Origin of the sequence: Lactobacillus sp. ESL0703, from assembly GCF_029433435.1 — a bacterium.
GTDB lineage: Bacteria > Bacillota > Bacilli > Lactobacillales > Lactobacillaceae > Lactobacillus.
The window spans coordinates 196,260-222,418 of sequence record NZ_JAQTIB010000003.1 but is presented as its reverse complement, the minus strand read 5'-3'; the positions used below and the strand labels follow the sequence as shown (position 1 = coordinate 222,418).

Here is a 26,159-nt window from a genome sequence, read left to right as displayed (position 1 = left end):
ACACAGTAGTTAAGCTTCTTCACGCCGAGAGTAGTTGGTGGGAGACTGCCTGCGAGGGTAGGACGCTGCCGTGCTTTTTTTAATATTCCGGCTTAGCTCAGTTGGTAGAGCGCTTGACTGTTAATCAAGATGTCGTCAGTTCGAGTCTGACAGCCGGAGCAAGGTAAAAGGAAGAGGACCTCTGGTCCTCTTTTTTGTGTATTCTCTTTATCTAATAATTGGTTGAATCTGTAATTCTTGAAACTTGGTAATTAAGTTACTTAAACTGTGACTTAGTTTTTTTCCATGTTTGACTGCGATGAAATATTTTATTTCAATCAATTGTGGATCTAACGGCAAAAGGTTGATAGGTGTCTGTGCCATTCTTTTAATGATGCTGGCAGCAGAAATTGTTAGACCTACGCCCTTAATAGCTAAATTAGTAGCCGTAATGATACTGTTACTCTCTAAAATAATGTTGGGCTTAATATGGAACTTTTGGAAAGCACCATCTACTTGGTGTCTGATTGCTGAATTAGCAGAGCTGACGACAAAGGGTTCTTTCAATAGCTCTTTAATGTCATATTCTTCTGGGTCCAAAATGAATTTACCCTTTTTAAAGTAAGGTGAAGCAGGGGGAATAATCACAAAGTATTTTTCACTGCCGTTAACATAGAAATCCAGCCCATGATTGAGTGATTCAGGTGTTTGGCCGATGTAGCAGTCAATCTGTTCGTGTAATAATTGAGCCTCGTTTTTTCGCGGGAATGATTCAAATAATTGAACCTTAATATTAGTATTATCAGTTAAGAAATTGGGCAACAACTCTGGCAGTAAAAAGGTTCCGAGACTTTCTAAAATACCAATTCGAATAATTTCTTTATCCGGGTGGACATAGGGCGTTAACTTTTGAGTTAAGTTTTGCTTGTTACTGATGGCTGTTTCTAAGTATTTGTAATAAATTAGGCCAGCTTCAGTTAAGGTAAAGGGAAGATTATTGCGATTGATGATTGTGGCGCCCAATTGTTTCTCAATTCGCTTAATTAGTTGGGTTAAATAGGGCTGGGAAATATACAATTCATGTGCAGCCCGGGTAAAATTACTTTCCTTGAGTAAAGCGTCAAGATAGTGTAATAAAATTTCTGGATTCTTCATAAATTTTCTCCAATAACAAAATTGTTATGACTTACTTGTCATAAAAGTATTTTACGATTTAACTGAAGATTAGTAAACTTTAGTTATTGAATGTTGCAGAAAGGAAGTACAAATAATGAAACCAGGTACATATAATGTAAAAGCAAAGGGTCACGGCGCTAGCTTTATGCCAATGAAGGTGACACTTTCTGAAGATAAAATAACTGATATTACAATTGATTCCAGTGGTGAAACTAAGGGAGTTGCCGATAAAGTTTTTGAGCGGCTACCAAAGCAAATCATTGCCAACCAAACTTTAAATGTTGATGCTGTAAGTGGTGCAACGATCTCAAGTAACGGTGTGGTTACGGGAGTTGCTGAAGCGATAACTCAAGCCGGCGGTGATGCTCAAGAATGGGAGAACCGTGCTAAGCCAAGCGTTAATGATGGTGAAGACAAAGAATACACAACTGATGTTGTCGTAATTGGTGCTGGTGGTGCCGGCCTTGCTGCAGCTGCAAGAACAATTCAAAATGGCAAAAAAGTTATCGTTTTGGAAAAATATCCACAAATCGGCGGTAACACAACTCGTGCCGGTGGTCCATTAAACGCGGCAGAACCTGACTGGCAAAAGCAATTTAAGGCACTTCCAGGTGAAAAAGAAAGCTTGATTAAGTTAGCAGAAACACCAATTGACGAGATTGATCCCGAATATCAGGAAGACTTTAAGAAATTACAAAAGCAGATTAATGCTTATGTTGAATCTGATGGCGATTACTTGTTTGATTCAGTGTTATTACATGAAATTCAAACTTATTTAGGTGGTAAGCGGAAAGATTTAAATGGTAATGAAATCCACGGTAACTATGCCTTAGTAACTGAATTAGTTAACAATGTTTTGGATTCCGTTAAGTGGCTGACAGATTTAGGGGTCAAATTTGATCGCAGCGACGTTACTATGCCAGTTGGTGCTTTATGGCGCAGAGGTCATAAGCCAGTTGAGCCAATGGGCTACGCCTTTATCCACGTTCTAGGTGATTGGGCTAAGGAACATGGAGCAACGATTTTAACTGAGACCAGAGCCAAGCATTTAATTATTAATGATGGCCAAATTACGGGTGTAGTTGCGGAAGCTGGCAATGGCAGTAAAGTAACCATTCACGCGCAAAAAGTAATTTTAACTTCCGGTGGTTTTGGTGCGAATACGCCAATGGTTCAAAAGTACAACACTTATTGGAAGCATATTGATGACGATATTGCCACAACCAATTCGCCAGCAATTACTGGTGACGGGATTGCACTTGGTCAAGAAGCTGGTGCTAAGTTGGTCGGTATGGGCTTTATTCAATTAATGCCTGTTTCTGATCCAAAAACTGGTGAATTGTTTACTGGTTTGCAGACACCGCCAGAGAACTTTATTATGGTTAATCAAAAGGGTGAACGTTTTGTTAATGAATTCGCTGAACGTGACACCTTGGCTCAAGCAGCCATTGCCAATGGCGGTCTGTTCTACCTGATTGCTGATGACAAGATTAAGGCTACAGCCTATAACACAACGCAAGAATCAATTGATGCGCAGGTTGAAGCCGGTACTTTGCTCAAGGCTGATACACTTGAAGAATTAGCCGAAAAAGCGGGAATGGATCCAGATGTTTTAGTTGCAACAATTAAGAAATATAATTCTTACGTTGAAGCAGGTAAAGATCCTGAATTTGGTAAGAGCGCATTCCACTTGAAGTGTGAAGTTGCACCGTTTTATGCAACACCACGTAAACCAGCCATTCACCATACAATGGGTGGCGTTAAGATTAATCCTAAGGCACAAGTGCTTAATGAACAGGATCAAGTAATTGATGGCTTGTACGCTGCTGGTGAAGTAGCCGGCGGCTTGCATGCTGGTAACCGTTTAGGTGGTAACTCTTTGGCTGATATCTTTACTTTCGGTCGGATTGCTGCCGATACTGCTTGCAGTGAATTAAAAGACACCGATACTTCAACCGGTGCATCTGCACATTAATTAATAAATAAAAAAATAATAGCTAACCTTGATGGTTGGCTATTATTTTTTTGCTTATAAATAGTTGCGTTCTAACCCAACAAAAATAGTAACAATTAGTAAATCCGCACAACCGCCTAAGCTGTAGTTATGTTCTAGACAGTCTTGTGCTAGCTCAGTTAACTTTTGCTGGCCAGCTGGTGTAGCGTAGCCGCCCAAGGCTAAATACTCAGCAGCTTCTTGGTGCAGCCAATCAATTACCTGGGCTTTGCCAGCGCGTTTAATTAGGTTGCTGTCAACAGTGACAGTTGCAATTTTCATTAACGTATCCAATAAGCGAGTTTGGACGGTTCCTGTACTATTTTTTAGAAAAGGAAGTGCAATCTTCTCGACAATTGGATAACCCTGTTCTGCTTCGGCGCGAGCGCCGCCGTAGCCGTATTTGGCGTACTCTTTTTCGCCGGCAGTTTGCGGCAAGGAGTTGCGTACTAAATCGTGTTTGATTAAGCCGCGACACATTTTTTGAATAGTGGTAAACAGTTCTGTCTGTCTAGTTTGGCAGTAACTTTCGGCGCAAGTAAAAATCCCTAAAGCAAAGATTGCCCCCTTATGAGTGTTAACACCTTGAGTTGCCGTAAACATTGCTTTCTCAGCGGCCAGTCCTTTTTGCCGAAGCATGTAAAACATTTGCGTTAAGTCTGTTTCCTTAAAATTTCTACCAAGTTCGACCGCGTCAGTTAAGTATCGTGTCAGACTCAGACTGCTGTCAATGAAAGTATAGATGTTCATGTCAGGGTGGGGGCCGGGACTAGCGGGATCAACTAATCCAGGTTTGGGTTCTGTTGTAACTTCATATAAAAGCGCGCGCAGTGCGTTTTGTGTAATTGAATTTATCATAGATTAATATCTTGCTTATTAAATTGTGTTCTAAAATTCGTACATCTGTAGTAACATAGGCTGTTACGGTAATTATAATTTTTTATCAATTATCCGGTAATTTGAGAATAACATAATTTAAAAAGTGGCTCAAGTTGCCAAAAATTATTAAAAACATCAAAAACTTAACAAAATAAAGTTATTTGTTAAGAAATATTCGTGTCGTTTTAAAGGAGAAAGAAATGGTTTTAACATGGTGGTCGGCGCTGCTGGGATTGATCTTAGCGATTATTTTAATACTAAAAAAATTAAATCCCGTTTATTCGCTGATTTTGGGAGCAATCTTTGCTTGTCTGATAGGCGGGGCCAACTTAACACAAACGATTAATATTCTAGTTGCTGGTGGTCAAAGTGTGATCGGAACAATCCTGCGGGTTTTGGCTGCGGGGATGTTAGCTGGTGTAATGATGGAATCTGGCGCAGCCAATATAATTGCTAAGACAATTGTGAATAAGCTTGGTGATAAGTTGGCGATTTTTGCATTAGCACTTGCAACAATGGTTATTACGGCTGTCGGGGTTTTTATTCCGGTGGCTGTTTTAATAGTTGCGCCAATTGCTTTGGAAGTAGGCAAGAGGATGCATATCTCTAAATTGGCGCTGCTAGTTGCATTATCTGGCGGTGGTAAGGCCGGAAACATTATTTCGCCCAATCCTAATACGATTGCGGCCGCAAAGGGCTTTAAAGTTGAGTTAAGTCAATTAATGATTGCTGACTTTATTCCGGCAGTTGTTGCCCTCTTAGTTACGGTAATTGTTGCTAGTTTAATTAAAGGCAAGGGTGAATCCGTTAGTGATAAAGATTTAGAAGGTTTGGCTGCTGATAGTAATAATGCAGTTCTGCCTTCTTTAGCTTCAGCGTTAGTTACCCCAATCTTGGCTATTTTGTTATTATTAATTAACCCAATAGGTTCAATCTGTAAGTTAACCTTTTTGACCAAAATAAACTTGGATGCAATGTATGTGCTGCCAATTGCCAGTATTATTGGTGCGCTTGCGATGAAGAAGGGCAAGAAGTTACGTGCTTATGCGCAAGCTGGAATTGGCCGAATGACCGATGTTGTGTTAATTTTAATTGGCGCAGGGGCAATTGGGGCCACGATAACTAATTCAACCTTACCGCAATTAATTATTACGTTAATTAAGTCTTCAGGTATTTCAGGCGTCTTTTTAGCTCCAATTTCGGGTATCTTAATGGCAGCTGCGTCTGCATCGACGTCTACTGGGGTTATTTTGGCAACCGGATCATTTACCAAGGCGATTTTGGGCTTTGGGATTTCACCACTAGCTGGTGCCGCAATGGTTCATACAGGTGCGATTGTGATCGATCACTTGCCACAGGGTAATTATTTCCACGTCACCGCTAATGCAATGAACATGAATATTAAGGAACGTTCTAAGGCAATTGGCTATGAAACAATTGTGGGGTTAAGTGCGACAATTGTTGCGACGATGATGTACGGCTTTATGCATTTAATGTAGTATTCAGAAAGGAATCTGATTGTGAAAATTGTAATTGCACCAGACTCATTTAAAGGGAGCTTAACGGCTAAGGAAGCTGCTCATGCAATTAAGCGGGGGATGCAGCCGATTTTGCCGGAAGCTGAATATACACTAGTACCGATGGCTGACGGCGGCGAGGGGACAGTAAGTGCCCTGACAGCAGCAACTTACGGTAAGTTCATTCAAGAACAAGTGACGGGGCCACTAGGACAAGAAGTCACAGCGACTTACGGCATTCTAGGAACTTCCAATACTGCTGTAATTGAAATGGCAGCTGCTAGTGGATTGCAGTACGTGACAGAAGAGACCCATAATCCCACGCTTGCCACGACTTTTGGTACAGGACAGCTGATTATTAGTGCCCTTAATCAAGGTGTCAGCCAAATTATTTTGGGCATTGGCGGTTCGGCAACTAATGATGGCGGTGCCGGAATGGCCCAAGCACTTGGTTACCAACTGCTTGACAGTCAAGGTTGTGAGCTTGATTTTGGTGGTGGTCAGCTTGATAAGCTGGTTAAAATTGATACCAGTAAGGTTGATTCACGGCTCAAGCAGGTAAAAATTTTAATTGCTTCGGATGTGACTAACCCATTAGTAGGACCAAATGGTGCCAGCCATATTTTTGGCCCGCAAAAAGGAGCAACTCCGGAAATGGTGTTGGAGTTAGATCGTAACCTTGCCCACTATGCGGATGTAATTCAGCAAGACCTAGGTGTAGCAGTTAAGGATCTAGCCGGTGCTGGTGCTGCGGGCGGCTTAGGTGCCGGGCTAATTGCCTTTACCAATTCGACAATGGCTAAGGGGAGTGACATTGTGATTCGCTTTAGCGGTTTGAAAGAAAAGCTCCAGCAAGCCGATATCGTAATTACCGGTGAAGGTGGGATTGACTATCAGACACAGTTTGGTAAGACCCCCTATGGTGTTGCCCTTGCTGCTAAAGAAGTTGTACCTGATGCCTTGGTGTTAGCGCTTGCCGGTAATATTGGCGAGGATGTTAGTGCCTTGTACAAAAATGGCATAATTGACGCGATTTTCGCAACACCGATTGGTGCTGAGGCGTTACCACAGGCGATTGCCAATGCCGAACATGATGTGGCGATTACCGCTGAAAACATTGCACGTTTAATTAAGGTCTTGCGTAAATAAAAGAATAAACAAAAAAAGCAGGTGTCTTTTTAGAGACATCTGCTTTTTTATTGGGGTGGTAATTGATTAGTCTTCGTATGTACCAACTTGGTTCAACTTAGCCAAAACGCTCTTACCATGAGGTGATTGTGCAATCCCTTCGTCTAAAGCTTGACCAGCCGAAAAGCCGTGGTGTTCACCGTTAGTCCAGTGTGAATTGCCGGTTACATCGTAAACCTTACCGTCAATAGCAACGTAAGCTGGGTTGCCGTTTTTACCATCGTATTTTGCTAAAGTATCTTTTGTGAACTTCTCCATTGAAGAACACTCCTTCCATATCAATAATTATACCTTACTTTTAGTAACTACTGTTATAATAATCCACCAAAATAAATAAGTCTATTTATATGCTTGCATATTCTTTCACTTGTTGCGCCAACCAGCAATATCCCACGGGGTAAAAGTGTAATCCAACTTGCGCTGATAAGCGTTTTCGTAAGCGGCAACTTTTTGTTGATAATCCTGTTTTAGCATGCGTTTGGAGTCAATGTTGGCACTAACGCTGGTATCAGGATAAATTGGGGGCAGCACGTGGACAATGTACTTAGTTTGCTCAAAATGAGGGTGGTCTTTTTCCAACTTTGGGAGAGTTTGAATCTCAATAAAGGTTGAAATAATCGGCACATTTTGTTTGGCAGCGAAGTAGTAGGCACCACGCTGCAAAGTCCGCGGTTTGCGGTAATTCCACCACATTTCCTGTTCAGGATAAATTAACACCCAATCATCTTGGGCCAATGCATGATGTAAATGCTTGGGGAAGTCATCGCTGATATAGCTGGTACTTTGAACCAGCGGAATAGTCCCGACATAATTCATCAAGTAGCTTAGAATGCCCGGCAGCTTTAAGTTGGTATCCTCAATTGCAATCGTTAAGTGGTGGTGGGTTTTATTCGCCAGACGCTTAATTGGCAGTGAGTCAATTTGGTTGAAGTGGTTGGTCGTAATAATCGCTCCGCCGCGTGGTAAGTCACTTAAGTTATCAAGTCCCGTAAATGTGGTTGAAGCTGTTAAAACGCGTGCCAAGGTATTGAAAAAGGTGTGACCAACCTTATTATTCAGTTTGCCCTTTAAACTTTGTTGTTCCTGCCAAAATGCATTAACCAAATCTTTTCGTTCTTGCAATGACAGAACGGGGTCGCCAACCTCAACTTTAGCATTTAAATCACCAGTTTCAGTTGCCCGCTTGATATTTGCAATTACACGTTCGCGATCGTCTCCGATAATCATAAAGTAACCGGTCCTTGTTTCTTAACTTGTGCCCAATTTAGTGGGTCCTTGATGGTTTTATCTTCCTTAGAGAGCATAAAGTTCAGTTTATTGCGGTCTTGTTCACGCTGCTCATCAGTGTAATTATCAAGGCCCGCTTTAAGTTCATCATAGAACTTAGTCTCTTTGGCATTATCCCAGAAATATTGCGCATATTGAACATCAGCGAAATGCCACGGCTTAAAGAATAAGTTGTAGTGAATAAGTCCTGGCTGAGCTAGTGGCTCGGTGTTTTCATTAGGCATTGCGTCCCACTTAGGATCAAGGTAAAATATCCGACCGTCGCAAATCTCATTAAGATAATCCTGATCGGTAGCAATACAGTCAAAATGATACTTGGTTAACAGGTCAGTAAAGTGCGCCACAAAGTGTTCGTCGCGAAATGCTTGGCAGTTAAGGACTAACACGCCTGAATTGATGTACTTCTTCGGGTCGAGCGCCAAGACTTCTTTGATGTAGGTAATCATTTTAGGAACATATTGGATTGATGAATCCATGCAGGCGCCGAATAAGTTATTACCCAGCTCAGTTGCGTATAAGTTGGCAATATCTTCATTGATAATTGTGTCTGCATCAATATAGATTGCTTTGTCATATTCTGGGAATAAATCCGGGATGTACAAGCGATAAAAGATTGACATGGTGAAGAAGTCGGCCTTGAGGTAATTTTCAGGGCGATTTTCAATTGCTTCAACAACTTGTTCATCAATTGTATAAAACTTAATGTGAACGTTGTCGCTGCCAAAGGCTGCTAGGTCCTTTTTGTGTTCCTCAGTTAAATCTTGATTTAAAAAATAAACGGTGTAATCGTTAGCTGGATTAGCATGTTTAACTAAAGAGTTAAGCGATACAGCTACGTATTTTGTATAATCATCGCTGATTGAATAAAAAACTGGAATTGTCATAAATTTCTCTCCAATAAAAATTAATTTTGATCTAGATTACCCTTTAATTCTAGGTAACGGTTCAAAATGTCATCGTATTCATGCAGTTTCAGTACCTGATGGACCCGCTCAACATCCCAAGGCTTAACTGTTTGCGTATGAAACAGTGGGAAAAAGCGAAAACTGGTGGTGAAATGCTGGATGACTGTGTCAGATTTTAATTTGTACTGCTCATTATAACGCCGCGGCGCAATTTTTTTGTGTTGGGCGAAATGATTAAGGGCAGATTGGTCAGGCATAAAAACATTTTTCGTTTGTAATAAGTGACGTACACGGGCAAAGAGCCGGGTTTGCTTAATTTTGGTCATGTTTAGCAGTAAGACACCGGAATTAACATAGTCAAATACCGTGTGTTCGTGCAAATTATGGAAGAAAAACCGCCCCCAATAATCTAACACCCCAATAAATTCAGTATCGGTCAGGTCTTGGTCATAAAAGTGCTCTAAACTGCGTCGCACAATGACGTCAGCGTCGAGGTATAAAATCTTATCCGGCAATTGCGGAATTTCATCGGCAAATAGCCGCAGCATTGCGTAGGGCGTGAAATGCGTACCCATATTAGCCAGTGGCGGCTCTTTAGCGAATAATCCCGTACAGTCAATTAATTTTAGGGTGTTCTGGGGATTTTGCTGAAGCAAGAGTGAGCTGAGATAATCTGCGGCATGCTTGGAAAAGGGCTGAAACTTCTTTTTATAATTTTGCGTGTACATAGTTAAAATATAAATATGTAACTCTTTAGCGCCAGCATTTTTTAATAATGATAATGTGGCAATTAAAATTCCATCTTCGGCATGATGGTCACCGCAAAAAAGTATATTCATTGAGGCAACTCCTTAATTTGTTTTTTGATAGGTACAATAGTCATAATTACTCAATTTTGCCCGCTCTTGCATTGCCGCCACAATTTGGTCGTGCAATTTTTGCTGGGCGTGCTTGTTATCTAGATTGGGGTCTGGATAAAAGGGTCCGTCAAGATAAACGATAATTTGCGGGCGCTTGCCTTGTTTGCCTGATTTTGGCTGCTGGTAAGTCGTCGTCATCGCGTAGCTAGCAGTATTGAGCTTGATGGGAAAATGCATGCTGGTCGCTGAAAAGGGCCGAATTTGTGTGTAGTAGGGCCAAACATGCGCTTCCGGATAAATAACGATTGTTTTTTGCTTAGCAATTAGTGTAGTAATTGCACTAATTAATTTACTTGCCTCTTTGAGGTTATGCCCAACAGGCAAGCCGAAATAGGGCAAGACAAGTTTACCCAAGATGGGGATGCCCCAGTTGGCCTGAGAAGCAATTGCATAGTAGTTGCTTGCTGGGATAACTGCTAACGGCATAACGACATCGCCGAAAGCTTGGGTATGATTAGCGTAAATAAATTGTCCCTGATTTTGGCTGGCAGTCAGTTTTTCTTTGCCAACTAGCTGAACCTTAAGTATTAATTTTAAGTAAATAAAACTAATAAGATTTGCCAAGGGGCGGATAGCTCGTGACCATAATTTGCCGCTGGTTGTTGTTGGTAAGATATCATAGTCATCAGGCAGCTGATAATCTTGTCCGCTGCTGGCAACAACGTCATCGGTTAAATTATGATAATAATATTTGCGTTTAACAGTAAAACCCTTCTTTCAAGAATGTTATTATGTAATTTTATCATGAATTTTATAATATGAAAAAGATTGTAAGGAAGTTGGCATAAGGTTATTAATTATTTTAAGCAAACAAAAGACAGTATCTGCACTAGGTACTGTCTTTTGTTTTTAGTAAATAATAATATCTCCGTCGGTTGATGCCATTCGTAAAGTATCATTTGAGCCAATCGTATTTGACAGTTTGTTGCCGACGCTGGATTTATGGTACATAATCGTGCCGTGTTTTGACGATAGATGATAATTCATGTCGTGTGCCAATTGCTTTAAGAACAGGTCGCCAGCAGTTGAACTAACGATATTGTTGTTCGTTAATTGACTGCGTTCAATTTTAACGTCGCCATTTTTGGAATTAAGCTTTAGGGTTAAGTTGCACTGGGTAAAGTTGGCATTGCCGTTTAAGGTTTGCATGATAAATTGCTTGCAGGCACTACGCTTGCAGGTAATATCGCCGTTACATGACCGCAAGGACGTGGTCGCGATGTTAACCTGGATCATCTGGACGTTGCCGTTTTGGGAATTGAGGGTTAAATCCTGAGTAAGGATGACATCATTGAATAAAGTATTGCCGTTGTCCTGCTGCAGGGTGATTGACTGCAGCTTGATATTTTGCAAGATAATGTTGCCATTGGTGCTATGACCGCTAATAGTCGTAAGCGGGCAGTTGCTTGGAACAATAATTTCAATGTGACTAGTTGCCGTACGCCAATTAATCACAATTAAGCCTTTGCCTTTTTGCGGAGGCTGCTCGCTGATGAGTAGCGTTTGCTCGTCAGTTTTAACTTCAATCGGTCTGCTGGTATAATCCGTGATAAAAACTTTAAATTCCTTACCGGAATGAATATACACATCTGCATTGCGTAAGGTGAGCTTGATCTTGGTGAATTTATCAGGAATAATTGTTCGTTTACGTGAAGGATTTTTTTCTACATGAAATCCGCGCACGTAATTGTCACTGGCAGATTTTGAGAGTGTCGAATGAGCAACTGTGATTTTTTGGTAGTCAGTGCAGACGTCGCGGGCTAATTCTGCGGGGGTACCAAGCTCTTTTTCGATTTCTTCTTTTGCTTGAAAATCGCCGCTGATTAAAAAGTCACGGTAAAAAGCCAGGGTAGCTTGTTGCTGCTCAGGGGATAAATCTGCTAATTCACGTGTTAAATTTTTAATATAATCATCAATTATTTGCGTCATGACTATTCTTCCACATATCAAATCAATATTAAATTAAAATTATTTCTGCATCTATTATAGCCTTTTAGTTTATTAAATGATGATTTAAACAGCTATAAATTTTATGATATTTTTATTTAAATATTGTGATGTTGGTGCTTTTTAAGCTTATAATTAAATTCATCAGGTTAAATAACATTGAGGTACGAAAAATGAAAGTAACAACTTTTAAGAAAAATAGGTTAATCTTACTAATTACGGCAATAACCTTGTTTGGCTTTGGCAGTATGGCTGTAAATACTACCAGTGTTAATGCTGACAGTGCGAATTCTAATACCACTGACTTTTCTGGCTTGTGGAGCGGACAAGATGGGCAATGTGATTGGTCTTACGATATTGTAACTAGGACTTTAACAATTAGTTCAAGCAGTCGCGGGTCACAGTTAAGTACTAAAGTTTTGAGTGGGCAGATAAGTGGTCTTATTCCTTGGAGCGGTTGGATTGAACACATAAATTTTGCTACACCAGTTAGCTTGGCAATTAATTCTGGGGGTAAATTTAGTTATCTATATAATTTAAAAACCATTGATAATTTTAACCTTGTTGATACTAGTAGAGTTGTCAATATGGCCGAACTGTTCAGTGATGATGAAAACCTGTATAAGTTGGATTTAAGTAACCTTAATACCAGCAAGGCAGCCAACATGACTAATATGTTTAATAGTGATAAAAAGCTAACGCAAGTTGATCTGAGTAAGCTTGATACTAGTCACGTGCCAGCTGCCAAGAAAAAGGGTATGTTTGATAATTCGGGCTTAGTTCCGAATACAGATAGTGTCCAGCACAGTAAAAGTGCTCATGCCGGTAAAAAATAAAAAGGAAAATAATAAGCTGCCCTCATAACTAGGACAGCTTATTAAATTTCAACTTAGGACTAGCTTTTGATATTTTATCGGGGCCAGTCTTTTTATTTTGCTTATTTCGTAATTGTTTTAACCGATACTTTGATATTTATTGCCAACATCTAATTTTGGTAGTTTTATCATTTTACTAGTTTTTTTACCACGTTCGTGTTGAGTTAATCTCAAATCGTCATAATTATTGTTTTCATTAGTATCTAAAGTGATATTATCTTCAGGAATATCACTTATTGTCGAGAATATGGGCTTATTGTGTTCCCAAATTTTAATGATATTTCCAGGTTTGGTTAGAATATTTAATTCAACAGAATTTTTATTTCTTTTAGTATTGAGTATGGTTGGTTTATTAGTAGCATATTTTGATGCTGAGATTGTTTTAATTAAATGCTTACCACTGTAAATTGTAAAGTCTTTATATCCTTTGAATGGTAAAATTATTTTGAATTTAGCACCATTTTTCTTCACTTTATAATTTTTAACAGTCTGCTTATTGTATTTGATATTTAAATTGGAAATATCATAAGTATGCCCACTAATAGCTAATTTATGAGTTTTTCCAGAATAATTCATATGAAAATGAGTGATTCTTGGATTTAATTTAATAGGTAAATCAATAGATACAATATTATTATTACTAATTGAATCTCCTAGATTTGCTATAGATTTAGAATATGCTTTTTTCATTCCTCGGATATCAGGCTTTTCAATAGAATAAATCCTATTAGCTGGATTCATTACAGATTTACTATTTTTTAAATTATGTTTTAAACCTAATGCATGACCTAATTCATGTTCGGCCACATTAATTTTTTGTTGAGTTGTGTAGTTATATTTTTTTAGTGAAGTTTTGTTGAGTTCGACTTTGTTGCTGACAATTAAGTGATTACTTGTATTATATTGCATATGGTCTACACCAGCCAGACCTATTAAGGTTTTATCTTGTTTTTGAGTGAGTGCCAATAAGTGTGTTTTTGATGAGCTAGCTTTTGTCCATTTAAAACCAGCTTTTGTCCAAGCGTTTGTTGCTTTTTTCCATATAGACTTGTAGTACTTAGATTGCTTGTTTATTACATAGGTTGAATGTTGTTCGGGAAATCTCCAACCATAAGGTGTTATTGCTTTCGTTTTAGCTGATACATTACTTGGGACAGCGCCTAAAAATACAAGTAAAGTTAATGATAAAATAGTGTAAAATTTCATTCTTTTGTTTTTCATGTTAACCTCCTAATATAAAACAATATATTATTATACGTTTATTTAAATATATTGCAAATTAATTATTTTATTTTTGATAAAAAATATGTATTATGTTAATGACTTAATAAAAGAGTTTAGATTATTCAGTAATAAGAACAAAGAAAAAAGTCCACTAATGTAGGACTTTAAAATTATTATTTATATACAAATAAATATTATAAGGAAATATTTATTATTTTTTTGCATAATGTATTAGTAACAAAATAACTGGTAGAATTTGGCAGATAGACCAATATGCTAAATTGACATAAGCAATAATTATAATTGTAGGATACTTTAATACTGTATAGTACAAAATTACCAGACCTATACCAACTACAAGAGATAATATTTCTATAAATTTTAAAGTCTTTTGTTTTGCTATGGCTATGCTTTCATTGCCTTCAATATCTTCGTTAGTTTCTTTTTTTACCTGTCTTGTAGACGGTGCATGATTATGAGTATTGTTTAAAGATGATGCCATAAAAAAGAAAATAATTGCTATAATTATATCTACTATTGAACTAAAAGTATTTGTTTTCCATTGATATATAGCAAGAAATAATAAAGCAATAGTTATTATTAAATCTAATAAGTTTATGGCATGTTTTCTTGTTTTTTTCATAGATTCTCCTCTTTATGAAATATAATTTTACATCAAGGCTAAAAAATAGGAAATCCATTCCACATATTTAGTGACAAGCGCTTGTAGCAAGGGACTGGAAGATTAGTTACTATGCTTACTAAATTATGTCTATAGGGATGTGCTTTTATTGAAAAATAAAAAAGCAGTTAGTTGAGCAACTCCAACTTGCTGACATAATTTACTTTAAAGTTATAGTTTGTATTTAATACTGCATTAAATTGGTATTGAGTTGAGAATGGTCTTGAATATATAATATAATACATGTTATATAAAAAGGAATAGTAAATGGAAAAGAAAAGTAAGTATAGGTTAAAAATGTTTTGTCTTTTGTTTATCGCAATAGCGTTGGTTGTTGCAATACTATTAGTGGAAAGACACGATATCTGGGCAATGATTAGAGATTTAATATCTCTTGCTGTAATAGTATTTATTTTTTATGTCTCATTTTCAGTAGAAAAAGATTCGGATGATAGTATGAAAAATAAACGTAATTATAGTGCTGTTATACTTATAGCACTGTTTGCTGTAGCTTTAATTTCTATAGCATTATATTCGTTTTATAAAAAGTCAATTATATTTCTGGGTATATTTACAATATCAGGCATCCTTATTGGTTTGTCAGTTTTTGTGGATTTTGTAGATATCCTAGTTAGTCTCTTCAAGTTTTTTAAAAAGCGAAAGTAAACTTTGGCAACGTTACGAAATTAGTATCAATTTTTGAAGATATTTATTAAGAGGAGTAAAAAAGCGATCCATTAGGAATCGCTTTTTTCTTTTGACGTATTTCTATTTTTGCTTTAAATATTGTTCATACAAAAAATTTTCTTTGTTTAAAATGTCTAATGTTAAAATATCATCTATTAATATGGGTGATTTGTCTAGCTCATCGGTTATTCCAAAATCTTTATAATATTCTTGCTCAGTTAATAGTAATTCTTTTTTGTTGATATTGATAAGCTTCCCAGTATGAACATAATCGTCAGTAGTAGTGGTAAGTGTAATAATCGATTTTTGTTCACAACAATAATTTAATATGCTATTTATATTACTTTTGGGAATATTTTTATAAATTTTTTCAAGATGTAAGTAATCAAAATTATTCTGACTATTCTGATAGTTAATAAAAAAATCAAAAGTTGACGTATAGTTATTATCCTGTATGATTTTTGCAATATTATCTTTTTTGTATAAAACATAGCTATCTAAACAGCCATATTCATCGATTGATTTGAAAATATAGTATTGGTTTAAATTATCAATTAAATATCCTAATAAAAAGTCATTGTCTTCTATATTTTGGTAGACCCTTACTAAATTATTTTTATTAAGATATTTATTACAAATTTCATTATCGTTCATAGTTTATAAAAATTCCTTGTTATTTACGGTGCTTCTTACCATATTTACTTAGTAATCTTTAACTCCAATCTTCGAAGTAAAGTGAATTAAGTTGTTCTTTTGTTGTTTTAACAAGCCAAGTAACCTCTTTAACTTCACTTCGGCTAACAGAAGATGATCTTAGAGTAACTGCGGCAATCGCTAAAGCATTTTCGTAATTATTTTTAAGTCCTGCATCAATTGCTATGGCGCTCAAAGTATTTTGACCATCTATAAATACCTGCTCTAATTCCTTTTTGTCGCTGGAACTTGCTTCTACTTGATCGGATTTGGCACTTTCCGGTGTGTTTAACGGCTGAAGAGTAATGTAGTTGTTATCAAATTTGATTGCATCGGCTTTAACAAAACTGTTGTTAAAAGTTAGACGGTCAGGATCAGACGCGGAAATTATGTCATGATTTTTTCGGAATAAGTGATAGTACAACTCAGCTTTTTGGGTTTTATTATCCCAAATATAAAATAAGCCATCGGCACTGATTGTTTCATCTTTTAGCGGGGTTAATGTAGATAATTCCTTACCCGTAGATGAATAAAGCTGGATTGGCTTATCAGAAATAGAAGTAAAAGTGCGATAGGCCATGTCGTCATAATCAGCAATTGGCAAATCATTCCTAATCTTGAGCAAGCTTTCATCAAGATATTCATTAGGATAATCATGTAAATGGTAGATGTAACCGTCAAAGTCTTCTGACCAAGGGTTAACGCACCGATCGATTGTTACTTTTTGACCCTTTTTAAGCTTACGACTAGCGTTGCGATTAGAGATGTATTGCGTATGGGTATTCTTAGTAACTATTGCGGTTGTAATGCCGTTATAACGAGCAATTTGACCATTGATTTTACCAACATTCTTAGCATTTAGATAGCGGTTGTTTCCCAGTGCATAATAATCTTGGCCCTTAATTTTATGAGTTGGCAGGTAACTTTGTTTTTTAGAATTTTGATAGTAAAAGTACTTGGGAATTGTAGTAGTGGTTTTTATTTTACCGGTGTACTTAACCAATGTATTTTTAGCTAAAGTTTTTCCTACCTTTTTCCCGTTTTTGTTGTAAATATTAGAGGCGTGGTTGAGCAGCAACTTGCCTTTTTGCAGCTGCTTACCATTAACTGCCATAACATACTTTGCCTTAATGTAAGCATTGTGGGCAATTTGGTAGTATTTTGTTCCGTGAATAAAAGCGGTTTGCCCCGTGTATGCAATATCAGTAGTGTCATAGTCACAATCTAAGTAAGCGTAGCCCTGATTGTCAGTATTAATAATACGTATTCCTGGTATATTGTTATAGTAACGATAACGCTTGCCGTTTGCCTTGTAAATAAACGGATCATCGATAACTGTAATGGTATTTTTCTTGGTTTTGCTAACGGCCTGTACCATTTGTGGTTCAAGCAGCGATGAGATAGGGCTGCTGAGTAGTACAGCGGCTAGAATAATAGTTATTTTTTTACTTAGTTTCATTTTTTACCACTTTACTTTAATTAATTTGCCCTTACCAACAATGTAGTAAGATGTATTCTTGACTTTAATTGGATCGCCATAGATATTGTATGGTGTATGTGCTGGAATTTTGCCGCGCGGGGTACCCTTAGAGTTATAAAGAGTTATTGCTTTATCATTCCAAGTAATTCCGCGGCCGCTAACATTACTTGCTGGTATATAGTATCCGTCATCAATTAAGTAAAAGGACCGTCCGCTAGCGTAATGTGCGTTTTTATTTTCGATAGTATCTTCGTTAATTTTATGAACTTTAACTCGTGAACCAGCTTTTAAAATTATCCCGTTTGCGCGGTGACCTTTGTCGTTATATAAGTAAGTACTGTGCATGACACGCTTAGTATTCTTAGGGGATGTAATTTGGCTTTTCTTGCTAACTTTGAAATTTTTAACGGGCAAGTAATGTTGCTCATCTAAAAGATAAAAATTATGTCCGTTAACTTTTTTGGTGCCATTGATGTTAACAGTTGAATTTGCCTTTAAAATTAAGCTGTTAAGACGTTGACCATTAGCGTTAAATACGTACGTATCGTGCTTGAGTTTAATCTGCTTTTGTCCGGCGATTAACACTTTGACGCTAACGGCTTTAGTCGTGCCGTCGGGCAGGATAACGTTGACAGTACCGTTCACAAGGCCATTAATAATAGTGGTAGGTTTACTATGCCAAACAAAGCTTGTACCATCGGGCATGTCTTGCCAATTAGCTAGGCTTAACTTAGCAGTTTCGGAATCTTGGGTGATAACAGTACCTGTAGGAATGGTTTCTTCTTGTCCTTTAGGCAAGGCCTCAGGATTAAATGCACTATAATCAATTATTGGCGAGTCTTGACTTACTTGGCTGTCGGCGTGAACAACTTGCTGAGGATAGCTTAAACCGCAAATCATCAGGCTTACACCAAAGACAAGTTTGAGGATCTGGTTGACCTTTTTTTCTTTCATGTTTTTTCCTTATACAAAATTACTAATAATAAATTCATTTTCATCATAATTCTTTAGCAGGGCAGTGTAAAGCTCTTTAAGTAATGTGTGATTTTTAATATGTACAATAAAAAGAAGTCCATCTAGGTTTCATGACTTCTTTTACATGAATTTTTGGTATTAAGTGGTAATTTGATGATTATTTGTAGATGCACAAAAATAAAGGGGTGTCATTATGATAGAAAAAATTTAGATAATGATATATTGATTTATAAAGCTGTTAACTCTAATTCGTGGTTTAATGGTGATTATGATGATGCTGATTTTTAAGAAGAAATGAAAAAAGTAGGTAATCCTGATACTATGCAGGTTGGTAAGGAGAATATTCCGAGGTAGTTCCAAAACAAGGCAATATTGATAGTGGCATATCTGGCAGTGTGATTACATTTCAGATGCTTACTAATGGTAAATTGGAATTGCTATTAAACACAAAACAAGTTCCTCAAATTAGTATCTGAGGAACTTGTTTTTGGTATAAAAAAAGCACCGCCTACTTGCAGTGCCATTTCTATCAGATGGGTGGCCAGGGGTTCGAACCCTGGACCCACGGATTAAGAGTCCGTTGCTCTGCCAGCTGAGCTAGCCACCCAAATATATTTCTGTTGACAATTAAATATATTAGCAATTATTTTTGATTTTGACAAGAGTTTTAACTAAAAAAATTTAAAAAATGCAAAAAACAGTGGTTATTAATTTGACCACTGTTTTTTTGTTTAAATCCAACTGACAGATTAGAAGCTTATTACTAGTTATTAATATGACTATTTAATTGGAAGATGATAAAACTTTTTAAAAAACTTGTTTAGGCAAAGAATTATATCATCTAACATAGAATATAATAATTCGATATGAATGTTTGTCAGGTTAATATCCAACATGAGAAAGGTATAGAAATGAATATTGGTACACTACTTAAAAAATATCGTATTCGTCAAAATAAAAGTATGAAAGAATGGGTTGGCAATGTAATGACACCATCACAATATAGTAAGGTTGAAAGGGGGATGTCACAAATTACTACTGAACGTTTACTTGAACTTCTAGATCGAAATGGAATTGTAGCAAGTGAATTTTTTAGTAATAATGAAACTGGCGAAAATAATTATAGTTTGGAGCAGCAACTACGTTATCGTTTAGTTAACGCATACTATCATAATTCAGAAGCAGAAATAAATCAGGTCAAATATATGATCGAAAAATCCAAATTACCGGATGATACTAAGCAAAACTTATCTATGGTAGTAAAAGTATACCTAGCAGCAGTTAATAATGACTTTGATAGTTTGAATAGCACAGAAAAAGCTCAGATTAAGAAGGAGATATTTGAAGTTGAGAATTTAGATAAACATAATATTAGGCTGTATTGTAATACTATGGGGTTTTATGATTTGGACGATAATATTTTTATGGTAAATCGAATATTTGATAAATTTGGAACTAATACAGATGTTGAAATTCAAGGAATTATATTAAGTATATTTTTTAATTTGTTGACTATTTGTATTGAAGAAAATAAATATGATGATGCGCTTCCGTTTGTCCGCATGGCTGAAAAATTACCGATACATTATCAAAACTTGTGTCAACACCTAATACTTGATTTTGACATTTGTATAATTAAGTACCGTTATGACTCAAAATCTGAATATTTAGATGAGTGTGAATGTCTAATAAAGGCAATTGCTTATTCTGGATTAGTCGAGTATAGTGATGAACTTGAAAAATTTTATTTGAAGTATGTTAGAAAGTCTAATACAAATAATTAATTATGGGGACAATTAAAAATTTATGTCATGTAATGACATAAATTTGAATTATATAACTATTTTGTTTTTATAAGTTGGTAATAAATTACAATAAAAAGATGATTTAAAAACGGGAGGGCTGTTCAAAATATGAAACTAGGTAAGTCGAAGAAATACATCATTGTACTTATTATACTGGCTGTAATTGTTATTGCTGGTGTTAGCATTCATAATTCGAGTGCGCATGGACACACTAGAACGACTAATACAGAGCAAGTAAGCACAAAGCATATCAAGCATAAGCAGCGTACGCGCGTTATTTCGCCAGCTGAATTTAATAAAATAAGTATCAAAGTTTCGGCAACAGATATTGCTGTTCGTAGCGGCAATAAGTATCAAGTTAAAATAATGGATACTAAAGGTGCCAATGTATCGTCACAAGTTAAGCAAGGTACATTAATAATACGTGACCACGGTCCCGGACGTCCTTTTGGTGATGCTGGCTGGGCTAATCAAGGATTGAAATTAAAAGTTTTAATTACTATTCCAACTAATCAGGTGCTATCAGCAGTTATCGCTAATTGTTTAGATGGAGATTTCAGCTTGAAGGATGTCCAGTTACAGACGTTAAAGTTCAAATCTGATTCTGGTGATTTCAAATTAGCGGATACGCAACTAGAAAAATTAAATATTAAAACCGATTCTGGCGATAGTAAATTATCAAATGTTGTAATTAAGCAAGATTGCAAGTTTAAAACTGATGATGGTGATTTCAACTTACATCATGCTTCTAAAAAAGATAATTATCAATTGATAACAGATGAAGGTGAAGTTAAATTTTTTGGGAATAATTGTGGCAGTAAATTTAGTAAGAAGAATTCGAGTAATAATGTCCTAATCAAGGTTGAAACTGATGACGGTGATATTCTGATTAATTAAAGGTAATAAAAAACAGCGGTCAAATTAATGATCGCTGTTTCTACATTTAATGGGTGGCCAGGGGTTCGAACCCTGGACCCACGGATTAAGAGTCCGTTGCTCTGCCAGCTGAGCTAGCCACCCAAGTTGTGATTACACATAACCAACAGAAACTATTATGCTATTATTTTTTGTGAATTGCAAGTTTTTTTATTAAATTTCGGTGACTTTTTTGGCTAATAGGGTAAAAACCAGTATAATAAAAGCAAAGGAGGACTTTCGATGCCAAAGAAGATTCTGGTTGTCGATGACGAAAAACCGATTTCCGATATAATTAAGTTTAACTTAACTAAGGAAGGATTCGATGTCGACACTGCTTATGATGGCGAAGAAGCCGTCAAGAAAGTTGATGAATACAATCCAGATTTAATGATTTTGGATCTGATGCTGCCGAAGAAGGATGGCTTGGAAGTTGCGCGTGAGGTTAGACAGACGCACGACATGCCAATTATCATGGTTACAGCCAAGGATACCGAAATTGACAAGGTTTTGGGCCTGGAAATGGGTGCCGATGATTACGTCACTAAGCCTTTTTCTAATCGGGAGCTGGTCGCTCGGGTTAAGGCTAATTTGCGGCGCCGTGATATTGTTAAAAAGGTTGAGAGTGCTAATCAAGACACGGCAACTAAAAATATCACGATTGGCAACTTAGTAATTATGCCAGATGCTTACATTGTTGAAAAAGATGGTAAAAAAATCGAATTAACCCACCGTGAATTTGAGCTGCTTTATTATTTAGCTCAACACATGGGTCAAGTAATGACAAGAGAGCATCTATTACAGACCGTCTGGGGTTATGATTATTTCGGCGACGTCCGGACCGTTGACGTAACGGTTCACCGGTTGCGCGAGAAGATCGAGGATAACCCAGTACAAGCGCAAATCCTATTGACGCGCCGCGGTGTCGGCTATTACGTCAAACAACAAAATGAAGAATAAACCAAAACAAGCCTGTCGGACTATTTTTTAGTGCGCGGCTTTTTTACTATCTAATTAATAAAAATAATGAAGAAACTCAAAAGCAAATTTAAACATCTATTTATTTCGATTAATACCACGCTCGCAATTGTCTTTATGGCGATGATTATTGCTATGATTGAAGTGATTGGGGCGTACTTTACCAGACAATTGGAACAAAGCAGCATTGAAAGTTTCCAGTCGTCAATTCAAGTCCCACCGATTGTCACCAACCAATTGTCGCTGCAATTGTTGCGCGATAATAAGCGCTCAAGTACCAGTTTGAACCGGATTGTTAATGATTATAGCAACGGTACTAACACGATTAGTGAGATTATCGTGGTTGATAATAAGGATATTATTCGCGCAGTATCGAATTTGAACGATAAAAGTCGAATTGGTCAGCGGGTTAATAACCTGTTGGTTAAGCAGGTCACGTCAACGGGCCGCCAGGAAACCAAAGTAATTAATGATAATGACAATTATATGGTGCAGGTTACGCCGCTGAATGCGGGTAATGGGTCGGCCAATACTGTCGGCGCCATTTATGTGCGGGCCTCAATGCAGGGTGTCTTTAACAATTTGCGTAATATTTCCTTTATGTTTTTGGTAACGTCATTAATCGCGGCCTTAATGGGGGCAGTACTATCCTTAGTCGTGTCACACGCGATTACCAAGCCGATTGAAGAAATGCAGGGGCAGGCCTTAAATATTGCCGATGGCGATTATTCCAGTCAGGTAAAAATATATTCTAATGATGAATTAGGACAATTAGGTCAAGCCTTTAATACCTTGTCGGTGCGCATTGAGCGTTCTCAGGAGGAGTCCGAGAGTGAGCAGCGGCGGCTGGACAGTGTCTTGTCGCACATGAGTGATGGGGTTCTGGCGACTGATCGTCACGGCAACGTCAGCGTTGTTAACCAGATGGCGCTCAACTTTTTGAATACAACCAAAGAAGCAATTATTAACAAGCCAATCGCGACAGTGTTAGGTCTAGAAGAGACCTCGCAGGATTTGATTTCTAATCAAAAGGGAATTGTCATCACGCTTAATCAGGGAACACGTGATGAAGTAATTTTACATGCTAGCTTCTCTTTGATTAAGCGGGTAACGGGCTTTGTGTCCGGTAGTGTTTGTGTTTTACATGATATTACCGAGCAGCAGAAGAATGAAAACTCACAAAAGCAGTTCGTATCTAACGTATCGCATGAATTGCGCACGCCATTGACGAGTCTGCATGCTTATATTGAAACTTTAAATGAGGGTGCCTGGAAGGATCCCGACGTAGCACCGCAATTTTTGCAGGTAACACAGGAAGAAACGGAACGTATGATCCGCATGATTAATGAGCTGCTTAGCTTGTCGCGGATGGATCGCGGCGTGTCGAAGGTTGACTTTGAGTGGGTTAACTTTAATGATTTTGTGGCCCATATTTTGGACAGGTTTGACATGATTGTTAAAACTGATACCAAAGAAGGCAAGAAGAAGTACACGATTAAGCGTGAACTGGGCACCCAAGCATTGTGGGTCGAGATTGATACCGATAAGATGGCGCAGGTAATCGACAATATTATGAATAATGCGATTAAATATTCGCCAGATGGTGGTACAATCACGGTTAAGTTGAAGCGGGAACAGAACCGCTTGCTCTTGAGTATTACTGACCAAGGACTGGGGATTCCGCGCGAGGACCTCAATAAAATCTTCGACCGCTTTTATCGAGTTGACAAGGCACGCTCGCGTGCTCAAGGCGGCACCGGTCTGGGCTTAGCAATTGCCAAAGAAATTGTGGTGGCCCATCATGGTCAAATTTGGGCCAGCAGCAGCGAAGGTAAGGGTTCTACCTTCCACATTGCCTTACCGTACGAGCCGATGAGTGAGGAGGATGATTGGGATGAAATTTAAGTTTAAGTTTGGCGATTTCTTCTTAATGTTGGGCACATTGCTCGTTTTTGGCTTGTCGATTGTATTGTGGATTTTTGTTATGACAAACGATCAATATTTTAGCCATATTAATCAGACCAGCAGCGTAACCCAGCAGGCGCGCAACCGGCTCAATAATTCGGTATATGATCTGTATATTCCGACTAGCTCTTACGGCTTTAAAAACGGGCAGTTGTACCGGCTTTATGATGCGAAGAAGAACTTGCCGCTTGAGTTCACTAAGGAATTGAAGGGGATCAAGTTTAAAAATCTCAGTATTGCGAGCACTAGCCGTTCGGAATATGAACACCTGCTTAACAATCCTGATTATATCCAACTGACTTTTCCTGATGAGGTTAGTATTAAGCTGTTTACTAAGCAGGGCTCATCTGCAAGTGGGCAAAAGTTTCGGCGTGTGTTTATTTCTGCTAATAATGATCGCCTCTATCTAGGCAATGACCAGACAATGACCGTCTATCAGATTGATCTGGCACGGGCTAATTTTGCCAAGCTGCGTAATTATGCCAGTCACGCGCGCAGTAAGACACCGGTTAAGTTTGTGCGGCTGAAGAACAATTATGAGGTCTTTTATACGAAGGCTGAGAGTTGGCGGGTATACAGTTATTTGACTAACAGCCAGACAGATTCGTACTTTGTTTCGCGCCTGCTCGGGACAACTAACGTGACGGCTCGTTCAAGTAAAAAGGGCTGGGTGACTTATTCACTTAATTATTACACCAAACTGCGCATTCCCAAGAGCGGCACTAAGAAGCATGACTTTTTGTACACCAAATATGAGAAAAGTAAAAATCTAGCGATGCATGAGCAGCTGCTAGATAGTGTCGACTATGTCCATAAGGTGGGGTTAAGTGAGCAGGATTTGCGCTTCTTTGATACGAATGGCATGGCAATTAGTTATACCAATTATATTGAAGGCCTGCCCGTCTTTACTGCACAGCATACGCCGCAGATTAAGACGACTTTTACTCCAGAATCAATGCAGGTAGCCTTTAATAATATTGATTTGCAAATTCCAATCCCATTTGACGGACAGACGCGCAATTTGCCCGCGACTGATACGGTGTTGCAGGAATTAGTCAACAAGGGTCTAAAAAAAGACCAAATTCAACGGATAATCGTTGGCTTTAGGATGGTTAAGGATAACAGCCACGACCATCTAGCTAACTTAATTCCAACTTATTATGTTAAGGCTTATAATCGCTGGCAGAGTTTGGATGAATGGCAAAAGCAAGACCTATCAGTTTTAAATAAGACCAATAAGGAAGGAGCGCAATAAGATGGACCGCAAACGAATTGAATGGTTATTTTTTATTGTTTTCCTATTAATTGACCTTTATTTAGGGATTGAAATCTGGCGCTCACCTGTTAATCTAAGCAATACCGACAATACCCAGTCGACCAGTATTCGTTCTGAGATGCGGGCAGATGGCATTGATTTACCGGCGCATATTTCACATAAGCAGCAGTCAGGTTACTACCTTGCTGCCAAGAAGCGCAATTATCTATCTGGCAAACTTGCTGGCTTGACTGCAGTTAACACCCATTTTTCTAAAAGTGACAATGTTTTAACTGGAACGCCCAAGGTATTAGTTTCTCTAAGCGGCAGTCATAATCAGATTTTAAAGCAGCTTGATAGTTTTAAGAATGATTCGGAAAATGTTCCTTATGGGGCTCAGTTTAAGTATGAGCCCCGCATGTCTGGTTCTAATACCTACTGCTATGTTCAAAATACGGATTATGGGCAAGTTTATGACAATGATGCGCAGTTAACAATTAACGTTCGAAATAATACCATCGTTAATTACACGATTTCTTATATGGGACCGATTAACGCGGTCCGTGAACCACAGCTGATTATCAGCGCGTGGCACGCAATTAAGGCGATGTATACCGACCGTGAGATTGTTAATAATTCGCGCGTTATTCAGATTAAGCTGGGTTATTCCAAGTTGACGGAAGTTCGCGGCAGCACAATTTTATTACCGACATGGCTGATTTGGGTTGAGAATAAGACAACCAAAAACATCACGGTTAAGCGAGTTAACGCTTTTACCGCCCAAATTTTGCAGGCGGGTAATTCTTATAGTGTACAAAAGAATTAGAAAGGAAC

Annotated in this window: 24 protein-coding genes and 3 tRNA genes; 12 read left to right on the top strand and 15 right to left on the bottom strand. The window is 37.8% G+C overall.

The features are described 5' to 3' along the window. Nucleotides 1–86 precede the first annotated feature (86 nt). Nucleotides 87–159 (top strand) — tRNA-Asn (locus PT278_RS06105). A gap of 48 nt (nucleotides 160–207) precedes the next feature. Here PT278_RS06105 and PT278_RS06100 read toward each other — a convergent pair. Further along, the gene (locus PT278_RS06100) at nucleotides 208–1,134 is read right to left on the bottom strand and encodes a LysR family transcriptional regulator (RefSeq protein ID WP_277131012.1); all 927 of its coding nucleotides are present in this window, start codon (nucleotides 1,132–1,134) and stop codon (nucleotides 208–210) included. A gap of 115 nt (nucleotides 1,135–1,249) precedes the next feature. Between PT278_RS06100 and PT278_RS06095 the strand changes: the two genes are divergently transcribed. Further along, a complete protein-coding gene (locus PT278_RS06095; protein WP_277131011.1) occupies nucleotides 1,250–3,130 on the top strand; it encodes a flavocytochrome c in 1,881 nt (626 codons plus the stop codon). Between the two features lie 54 nt (nucleotides 3,131–3,184). Here PT278_RS06095 and citG read toward each other — a convergent pair whose 3' ends face one another. Continuing rightward, the gene (citG, locus tag PT278_RS06090) at nucleotides 3,185–4,006 is read right to left on the bottom strand and encodes a triphosphoribosyl-dephospho-CoA synthase CitG (protein WP_277131010.1); all 822 of its coding nucleotides are present in this window, start codon (nucleotides 4,004–4,006) and stop codon (nucleotides 3,185–3,187) included. A 221-nt stretch (nucleotides 4,007–4,227) separates the two neighbouring features. Between citG and PT278_RS06085 the strand changes: the two genes are divergently transcribed. Together PT278_RS06085 and PT278_RS06080 are read left to right on the top strand one after the other, a co-directional pair. Further along, nucleotides 4,228–5,526: an SLC13 family permease gene (locus tag PT278_RS06085; protein WP_277131009.1), complete on the top strand. Its 1,299-nt coding sequence runs from the start codon at nucleotides 4,228–4,230 to the stop codon at nucleotides 5,524–5,526. Nucleotides 5,527–5,547: 21 nt separating this feature from the next. After that, nucleotides 5,548–6,693, top strand: a complete 1,146-nt coding sequence (locus PT278_RS06080) for a glycerate kinase (protein WP_277131008.1) — start codon at nucleotides 5,548–5,550, stop codon at nucleotides 6,691–6,693. Nucleotides 6,694–6,759: 66 nt separating this feature from the next. Here the strand turns inward: PT278_RS06080 and PT278_RS06075 are convergent, their stop codons facing one another. The 6 genes from PT278_RS06075 to PT278_RS06050 form a co-directional block, all read right to left on the bottom strand. After that, on the bottom strand, nucleotides 6,760–6,990 hold the full coding sequence (locus PT278_RS06075; RefSeq protein WP_277131007.1) for a cytochrome b5 domain-containing protein: 231 nt from the start codon (nucleotides 6,988–6,990) through the stop codon (nucleotides 6,760–6,762). 105 nt (nucleotides 6,991–7,095) lie between these two features. Further along, a complete protein-coding gene (locus PT278_RS06070) occupies nucleotides 7,096–7,959 on the bottom strand; it encodes a lysophospholipid acyltransferase family protein (protein ID WP_277131005.1) in 864 nt (287 codons plus the stop codon). After that, nucleotides 7,956–8,903: a glycosyltransferase family 8 protein gene (locus PT278_RS06065; RefSeq protein ID WP_277131003.1), complete on the bottom strand. Its 948-nt coding sequence runs from the start codon at nucleotides 8,901–8,903 to the stop codon at nucleotides 7,956–7,958. The genes PT278_RS06070 and PT278_RS06065 overlap by 4 nt, the downstream gene beginning before the upstream one ends. Before the next feature lie 20 nt (nucleotides 8,904–8,923). After that, on the bottom strand, nucleotides 8,924–9,763 hold the full coding sequence (locus tag PT278_RS06060) for a glycosyltransferase (protein ID WP_277131002.1): 840 nt from the start codon (nucleotides 9,761–9,763) through the stop codon (nucleotides 8,924–8,926). Nucleotides 9,764–9,775: 12 nt separating this feature from the next. After that, the gene (locus PT278_RS06055) at nucleotides 9,776–10,408 is read right to left on the bottom strand and encodes a 1-acyl-sn-glycerol-3-phosphate acyltransferase (RefSeq protein WP_277131000.1); all 633 of its coding nucleotides are present in this window, start codon (nucleotides 10,406–10,408) and stop codon (nucleotides 9,776–9,778) included. Nucleotides 10,409–10,693: 285 nt separating this feature from the next. Then, entirely contained in the window at nucleotides 10,694–11,773 is a 1,080-nt protein-coding gene (locus tag PT278_RS06050) for a DUF4097 family beta strand repeat-containing protein (RefSeq protein WP_277130998.1), read from the bottom strand. 191 nt (nucleotides 11,774–11,964) lie between these two features. Here PT278_RS06050 and PT278_RS06045 point away from each other — a divergent pair, with 191 nt between their 5' ends. Then, complete coding sequence (locus PT278_RS06045; RefSeq protein WP_277130997.1) at nucleotides 11,965–12,627, top strand: BspA family leucine-rich repeat surface protein; 663 nt, start codon at nucleotides 11,965–11,967, stop codon at nucleotides 12,625–12,627. Nucleotides 12,628–12,744: 117 nt separating this feature from the next. Here the strand turns inward: PT278_RS06045 and PT278_RS06040 are convergent, their stop codons facing one another. Beyond that, entirely contained in the window at nucleotides 12,745–13,887 is a 1,143-nt protein-coding gene (locus PT278_RS06040) for a matrixin family metalloprotease (RefSeq protein ID WP_277130995.1), read from the bottom strand. A gap of 214 nt (nucleotides 13,888–14,101) precedes the next feature. Further along, nucleotides 14,102–14,533: a hypothetical protein gene (locus PT278_RS06035; RefSeq protein ID WP_277130993.1), complete on the bottom strand. Its 432-nt coding sequence runs from the start codon at nucleotides 14,531–14,533 to the stop codon at nucleotides 14,102–14,104. 306 nt (nucleotides 14,534–14,839) lie between these two features. On the opposite strand from PT278_RS06035, the gene PT278_RS06030 reads away from it, so the two are divergent. Then, complete coding sequence (locus PT278_RS06030; RefSeq protein ID WP_277130991.1) at nucleotides 14,840–15,238, top strand: hypothetical protein; 399 nt, start codon at nucleotides 14,840–14,842, stop codon at nucleotides 15,236–15,238. Nucleotides 15,239–15,340: 102 nt separating this feature from the next. On the opposite strand, the gene PT278_RS06025 is transcribed toward PT278_RS06030, so the two are convergent. The 4 genes from PT278_RS06025 to PT278_RS06010 all read right to left on the bottom strand — a co-directional run bounded on the left by PT278_RS06025 (nucleotide 15,341) and on the right by PT278_RS06010 (nucleotide 19,014). Continuing rightward, nucleotides 15,341–15,913, bottom strand: a complete 573-nt coding sequence (locus PT278_RS06025; RefSeq protein ID WP_277130989.1) for a hypothetical protein — start codon at nucleotides 15,911–15,913, stop codon at nucleotides 15,341–15,343. A gap of 58 nt (nucleotides 15,914–15,971) precedes the next feature. Beyond that, nucleotides 15,972–17,411 carry an SLAP domain-containing protein gene (locus PT278_RS06020; RefSeq protein WP_277130987.1) on the bottom strand — a complete coding sequence of 480 codons (1,440 nt, stop codon included), beginning with the start codon at nucleotides 17,409–17,411 and terminating at the stop codon, nucleotides 15,972–15,974. Between the two features lie 3 nt (nucleotides 17,412–17,414). Further along, complete coding sequence (locus PT278_RS06015) at nucleotides 17,415–18,386, bottom strand: SLAP domain-containing protein (protein WP_277130986.1); 972 nt, start codon at nucleotides 18,384–18,386, stop codon at nucleotides 17,415–17,417. Nucleotides 18,387–18,941: 555 nt separating this feature from the next. Further along, nucleotides 18,942–19,014, bottom strand: a tRNA-Lys gene (locus PT278_RS06010). Nucleotides 19,015–19,318: 304 nt separating this feature from the next. On the opposite strand from PT278_RS06010, the gene PT278_RS06005 reads away from it, so the two are divergent. After that, the gene (locus tag PT278_RS06005; RefSeq protein ID WP_277130984.1) at nucleotides 19,319–20,191 is read left to right on the top strand and encodes a hypothetical protein; all 873 of its coding nucleotides are present in this window, start codon (nucleotides 19,319–19,321) and stop codon (nucleotides 20,189–20,191) included. A 129-nt stretch (nucleotides 20,192–20,320) separates the two neighbouring features. Further along, nucleotides 20,321–21,109, top strand: coding sequence for a DUF4097 family beta strand repeat-containing protein (locus tag PT278_RS06000; protein ID WP_277130982.1), 789 nt, complete (start codon nucleotides 20,321–20,323; stop codon nucleotides 21,107–21,109). A 50-nt stretch (nucleotides 21,110–21,159) separates the two neighbouring features. On the opposite strand, the gene PT278_RS05995 is transcribed toward PT278_RS06000, so the two are convergent. After that, nucleotides 21,160–21,232 (bottom strand) — tRNA-Lys (locus tag PT278_RS05995). Between the two features lie 138 nt (nucleotides 21,233–21,370). Between PT278_RS05995 and yycF the strand changes: the two genes are divergently transcribed. The 4 genes from yycF (at nucleotide 21,371) to PT278_RS05975 (ending at nucleotide 26,151) form a co-directional block, all read left to right on the top strand. Then, nucleotides 21,371–22,087: a response regulator YycF gene (gene yycF / locus PT278_RS05990; RefSeq protein ID WP_277130980.1), complete on the top strand. Its 717-nt coding sequence runs from the start codon at nucleotides 21,371–21,373 to the stop codon at nucleotides 22,085–22,087. A gap of 66 nt (nucleotides 22,088–22,153) precedes the next feature. Continuing rightward, nucleotides 22,154–24,010: a cell wall metabolism sensor histidine kinase WalK gene (walK, locus tag PT278_RS05985; protein ID WP_277130979.1), complete on the top strand. Its 1,857-nt coding sequence runs from the start codon at nucleotides 22,154–22,156 to the stop codon at nucleotides 24,008–24,010. Next, nucleotides 24,000–25,325 (top strand): hypothetical protein, encoded by a 1,326-nt coding sequence (locus tag PT278_RS05980; protein ID WP_277130977.1) that lies wholly within the window; start codon nucleotides 24,000–24,002, stop codon nucleotides 25,323–25,325. The genes walK and PT278_RS05980 overlap by 11 nt, the downstream gene beginning before the upstream one ends. A gap of 1 nt (nucleotide 25,326) precedes the next feature. After that, the gene (locus PT278_RS05975) at nucleotides 25,327–26,151 is read left to right on the top strand and encodes a two-component system regulatory protein YycI (RefSeq protein ID WP_277130976.1); all 825 of its coding nucleotides are present in this window, start codon (nucleotides 25,327–25,329) and stop codon (nucleotides 26,149–26,151) included. Nucleotides 26,152–26,159: the final 8 nt, after the last annotated feature.

Excerpts from the sequence above, each read along its gene's own strand:
- PT278_RS06050 (WP_277130998.1), bottom strand. The coding sequence starts at position 11,773 with ATGACGCAAATAATTGATGATTATATTAAAAATTTAACACGTGAATTA.
- PT278_RS06000 (WP_277130982.1), top strand. The coding sequence starts at position 20,321 with ATGAAACTAGGTAAGTCGAAGAAATACATCATTGTACTTATTATACTG.
- PT278_RS06060 (WP_277131002.1), bottom strand. The coding sequence starts at position 9,763 with ATGAATATACTTTTTTGCGGTGACCATCATGCCGAAGATGGAATTTTA.
- PT278_RS06005 (WP_277130984.1), top strand. The coding sequence starts at position 19,319 with ATGAATATTGGTACACTACTTAAAAAATATCGTATTCGTCAAAATAAA.
- PT278_RS06040 (WP_277130995.1), bottom strand. The coding sequence starts at position 13,887 with ATGAAAAACAAAAGAATGAAATTTTACACTATTTTATCATTAACTTTA.
- PT278_RS06015 (WP_277130986.1), bottom strand. The coding sequence starts at position 18,386 with ATGAAAGAAAAAAAGGTCAACCAGATCCTCAAACTTGTCTTTGGTGTA.
- PT278_RS06035 (WP_277130993.1), bottom strand. The coding sequence starts at position 14,533 with ATGAAAAAAACAAGAAAACATGCCATAAACTTATTAGATTTAATAATA.
- citG (WP_277131010.1), bottom strand. The coding sequence starts at position 4,006 with ATGATAAATTCAATTACACAAAACGCACTGCGCGCGCTTTTATATGAA.
- PT278_RS05980 (WP_277130977.1), top strand. The coding sequence starts at position 24,000 with ATGAAATTTAAGTTTAAGTTTGGCGATTTCTTCTTAATGTTGGGCACA.
- PT278_RS06030 (WP_277130991.1), top strand. The coding sequence starts at position 14,840 with ATGGAAAAGAAAAGTAAGTATAGGTTAAAAATGTTTTGTCTTTTGTTT.
- PT278_RS05975 (WP_277130976.1), top strand. The coding sequence starts at position 25,327 with ATGGACCGCAAACGAATTGAATGGTTATTTTTTATTGTTTTCCTATTA.
- PT278_RS06070 (WP_277131005.1), bottom strand. The coding sequence starts at position 7,959 with ATGATTATCGGAGACGATCGCGAACGTGTAATTGCAAATATCAAGCGG.
- PT278_RS06045 (WP_277130997.1), top strand. The coding sequence starts at position 11,965 with ATGAAAGTAACAACTTTTAAGAAAAATAGGTTAATCTTACTAATTACG.
- PT278_RS06075 (WP_277131007.1), bottom strand. The coding sequence starts at position 6,990 with ATGGAGAAGTTCACAAAAGATACTTTAGCAAAATACGATGGTAAAAAC.
- PT278_RS06020 (WP_277130987.1), bottom strand. The coding sequence starts at position 17,411 with ATGAAACTAAGTAAAAAAATAACTATTATTCTAGCCGCTGTACTACTC.
- PT278_RS06095 (WP_277131011.1), top strand. The coding sequence starts at position 1,250 with ATGAAACCAGGTACATATAATGTAAAAGCAAAGGGTCACGGCGCTAGC.
- PT278_RS06065 (WP_277131003.1), bottom strand. The coding sequence starts at position 8,903 with ATGACAATTCCAGTTTTTTATTCAATCAGCGATGATTATACAAAATAC.
- yycF (WP_277130980.1), top strand. The coding sequence starts at position 21,371 with ATGCCAAAGAAGATTCTGGTTGTCGATGACGAAAAACCGATTTCCGAT.
- PT278_RS06085 (WP_277131009.1), top strand. The coding sequence starts at position 4,228 with ATGGTTTTAACATGGTGGTCGGCGCTGCTGGGATTGATCTTAGCGATT.
- PT278_RS06025 (WP_277130989.1), bottom strand. The coding sequence starts at position 15,913 with ATGAACGATAATGAAATTTGTAATAAATATCTTAATAAAAATAATTTA.
- PT278_RS06100 (WP_277131012.1), bottom strand. The coding sequence starts at position 1,134 with ATGAAGAATCCAGAAATTTTATTACACTATCTTGACGCTTTACTCAAG.
- walK (WP_277130979.1), top strand. The coding sequence starts at position 22,154 with ATGAAGAAACTCAAAAGCAAATTTAAACATCTATTTATTTCGATTAAT.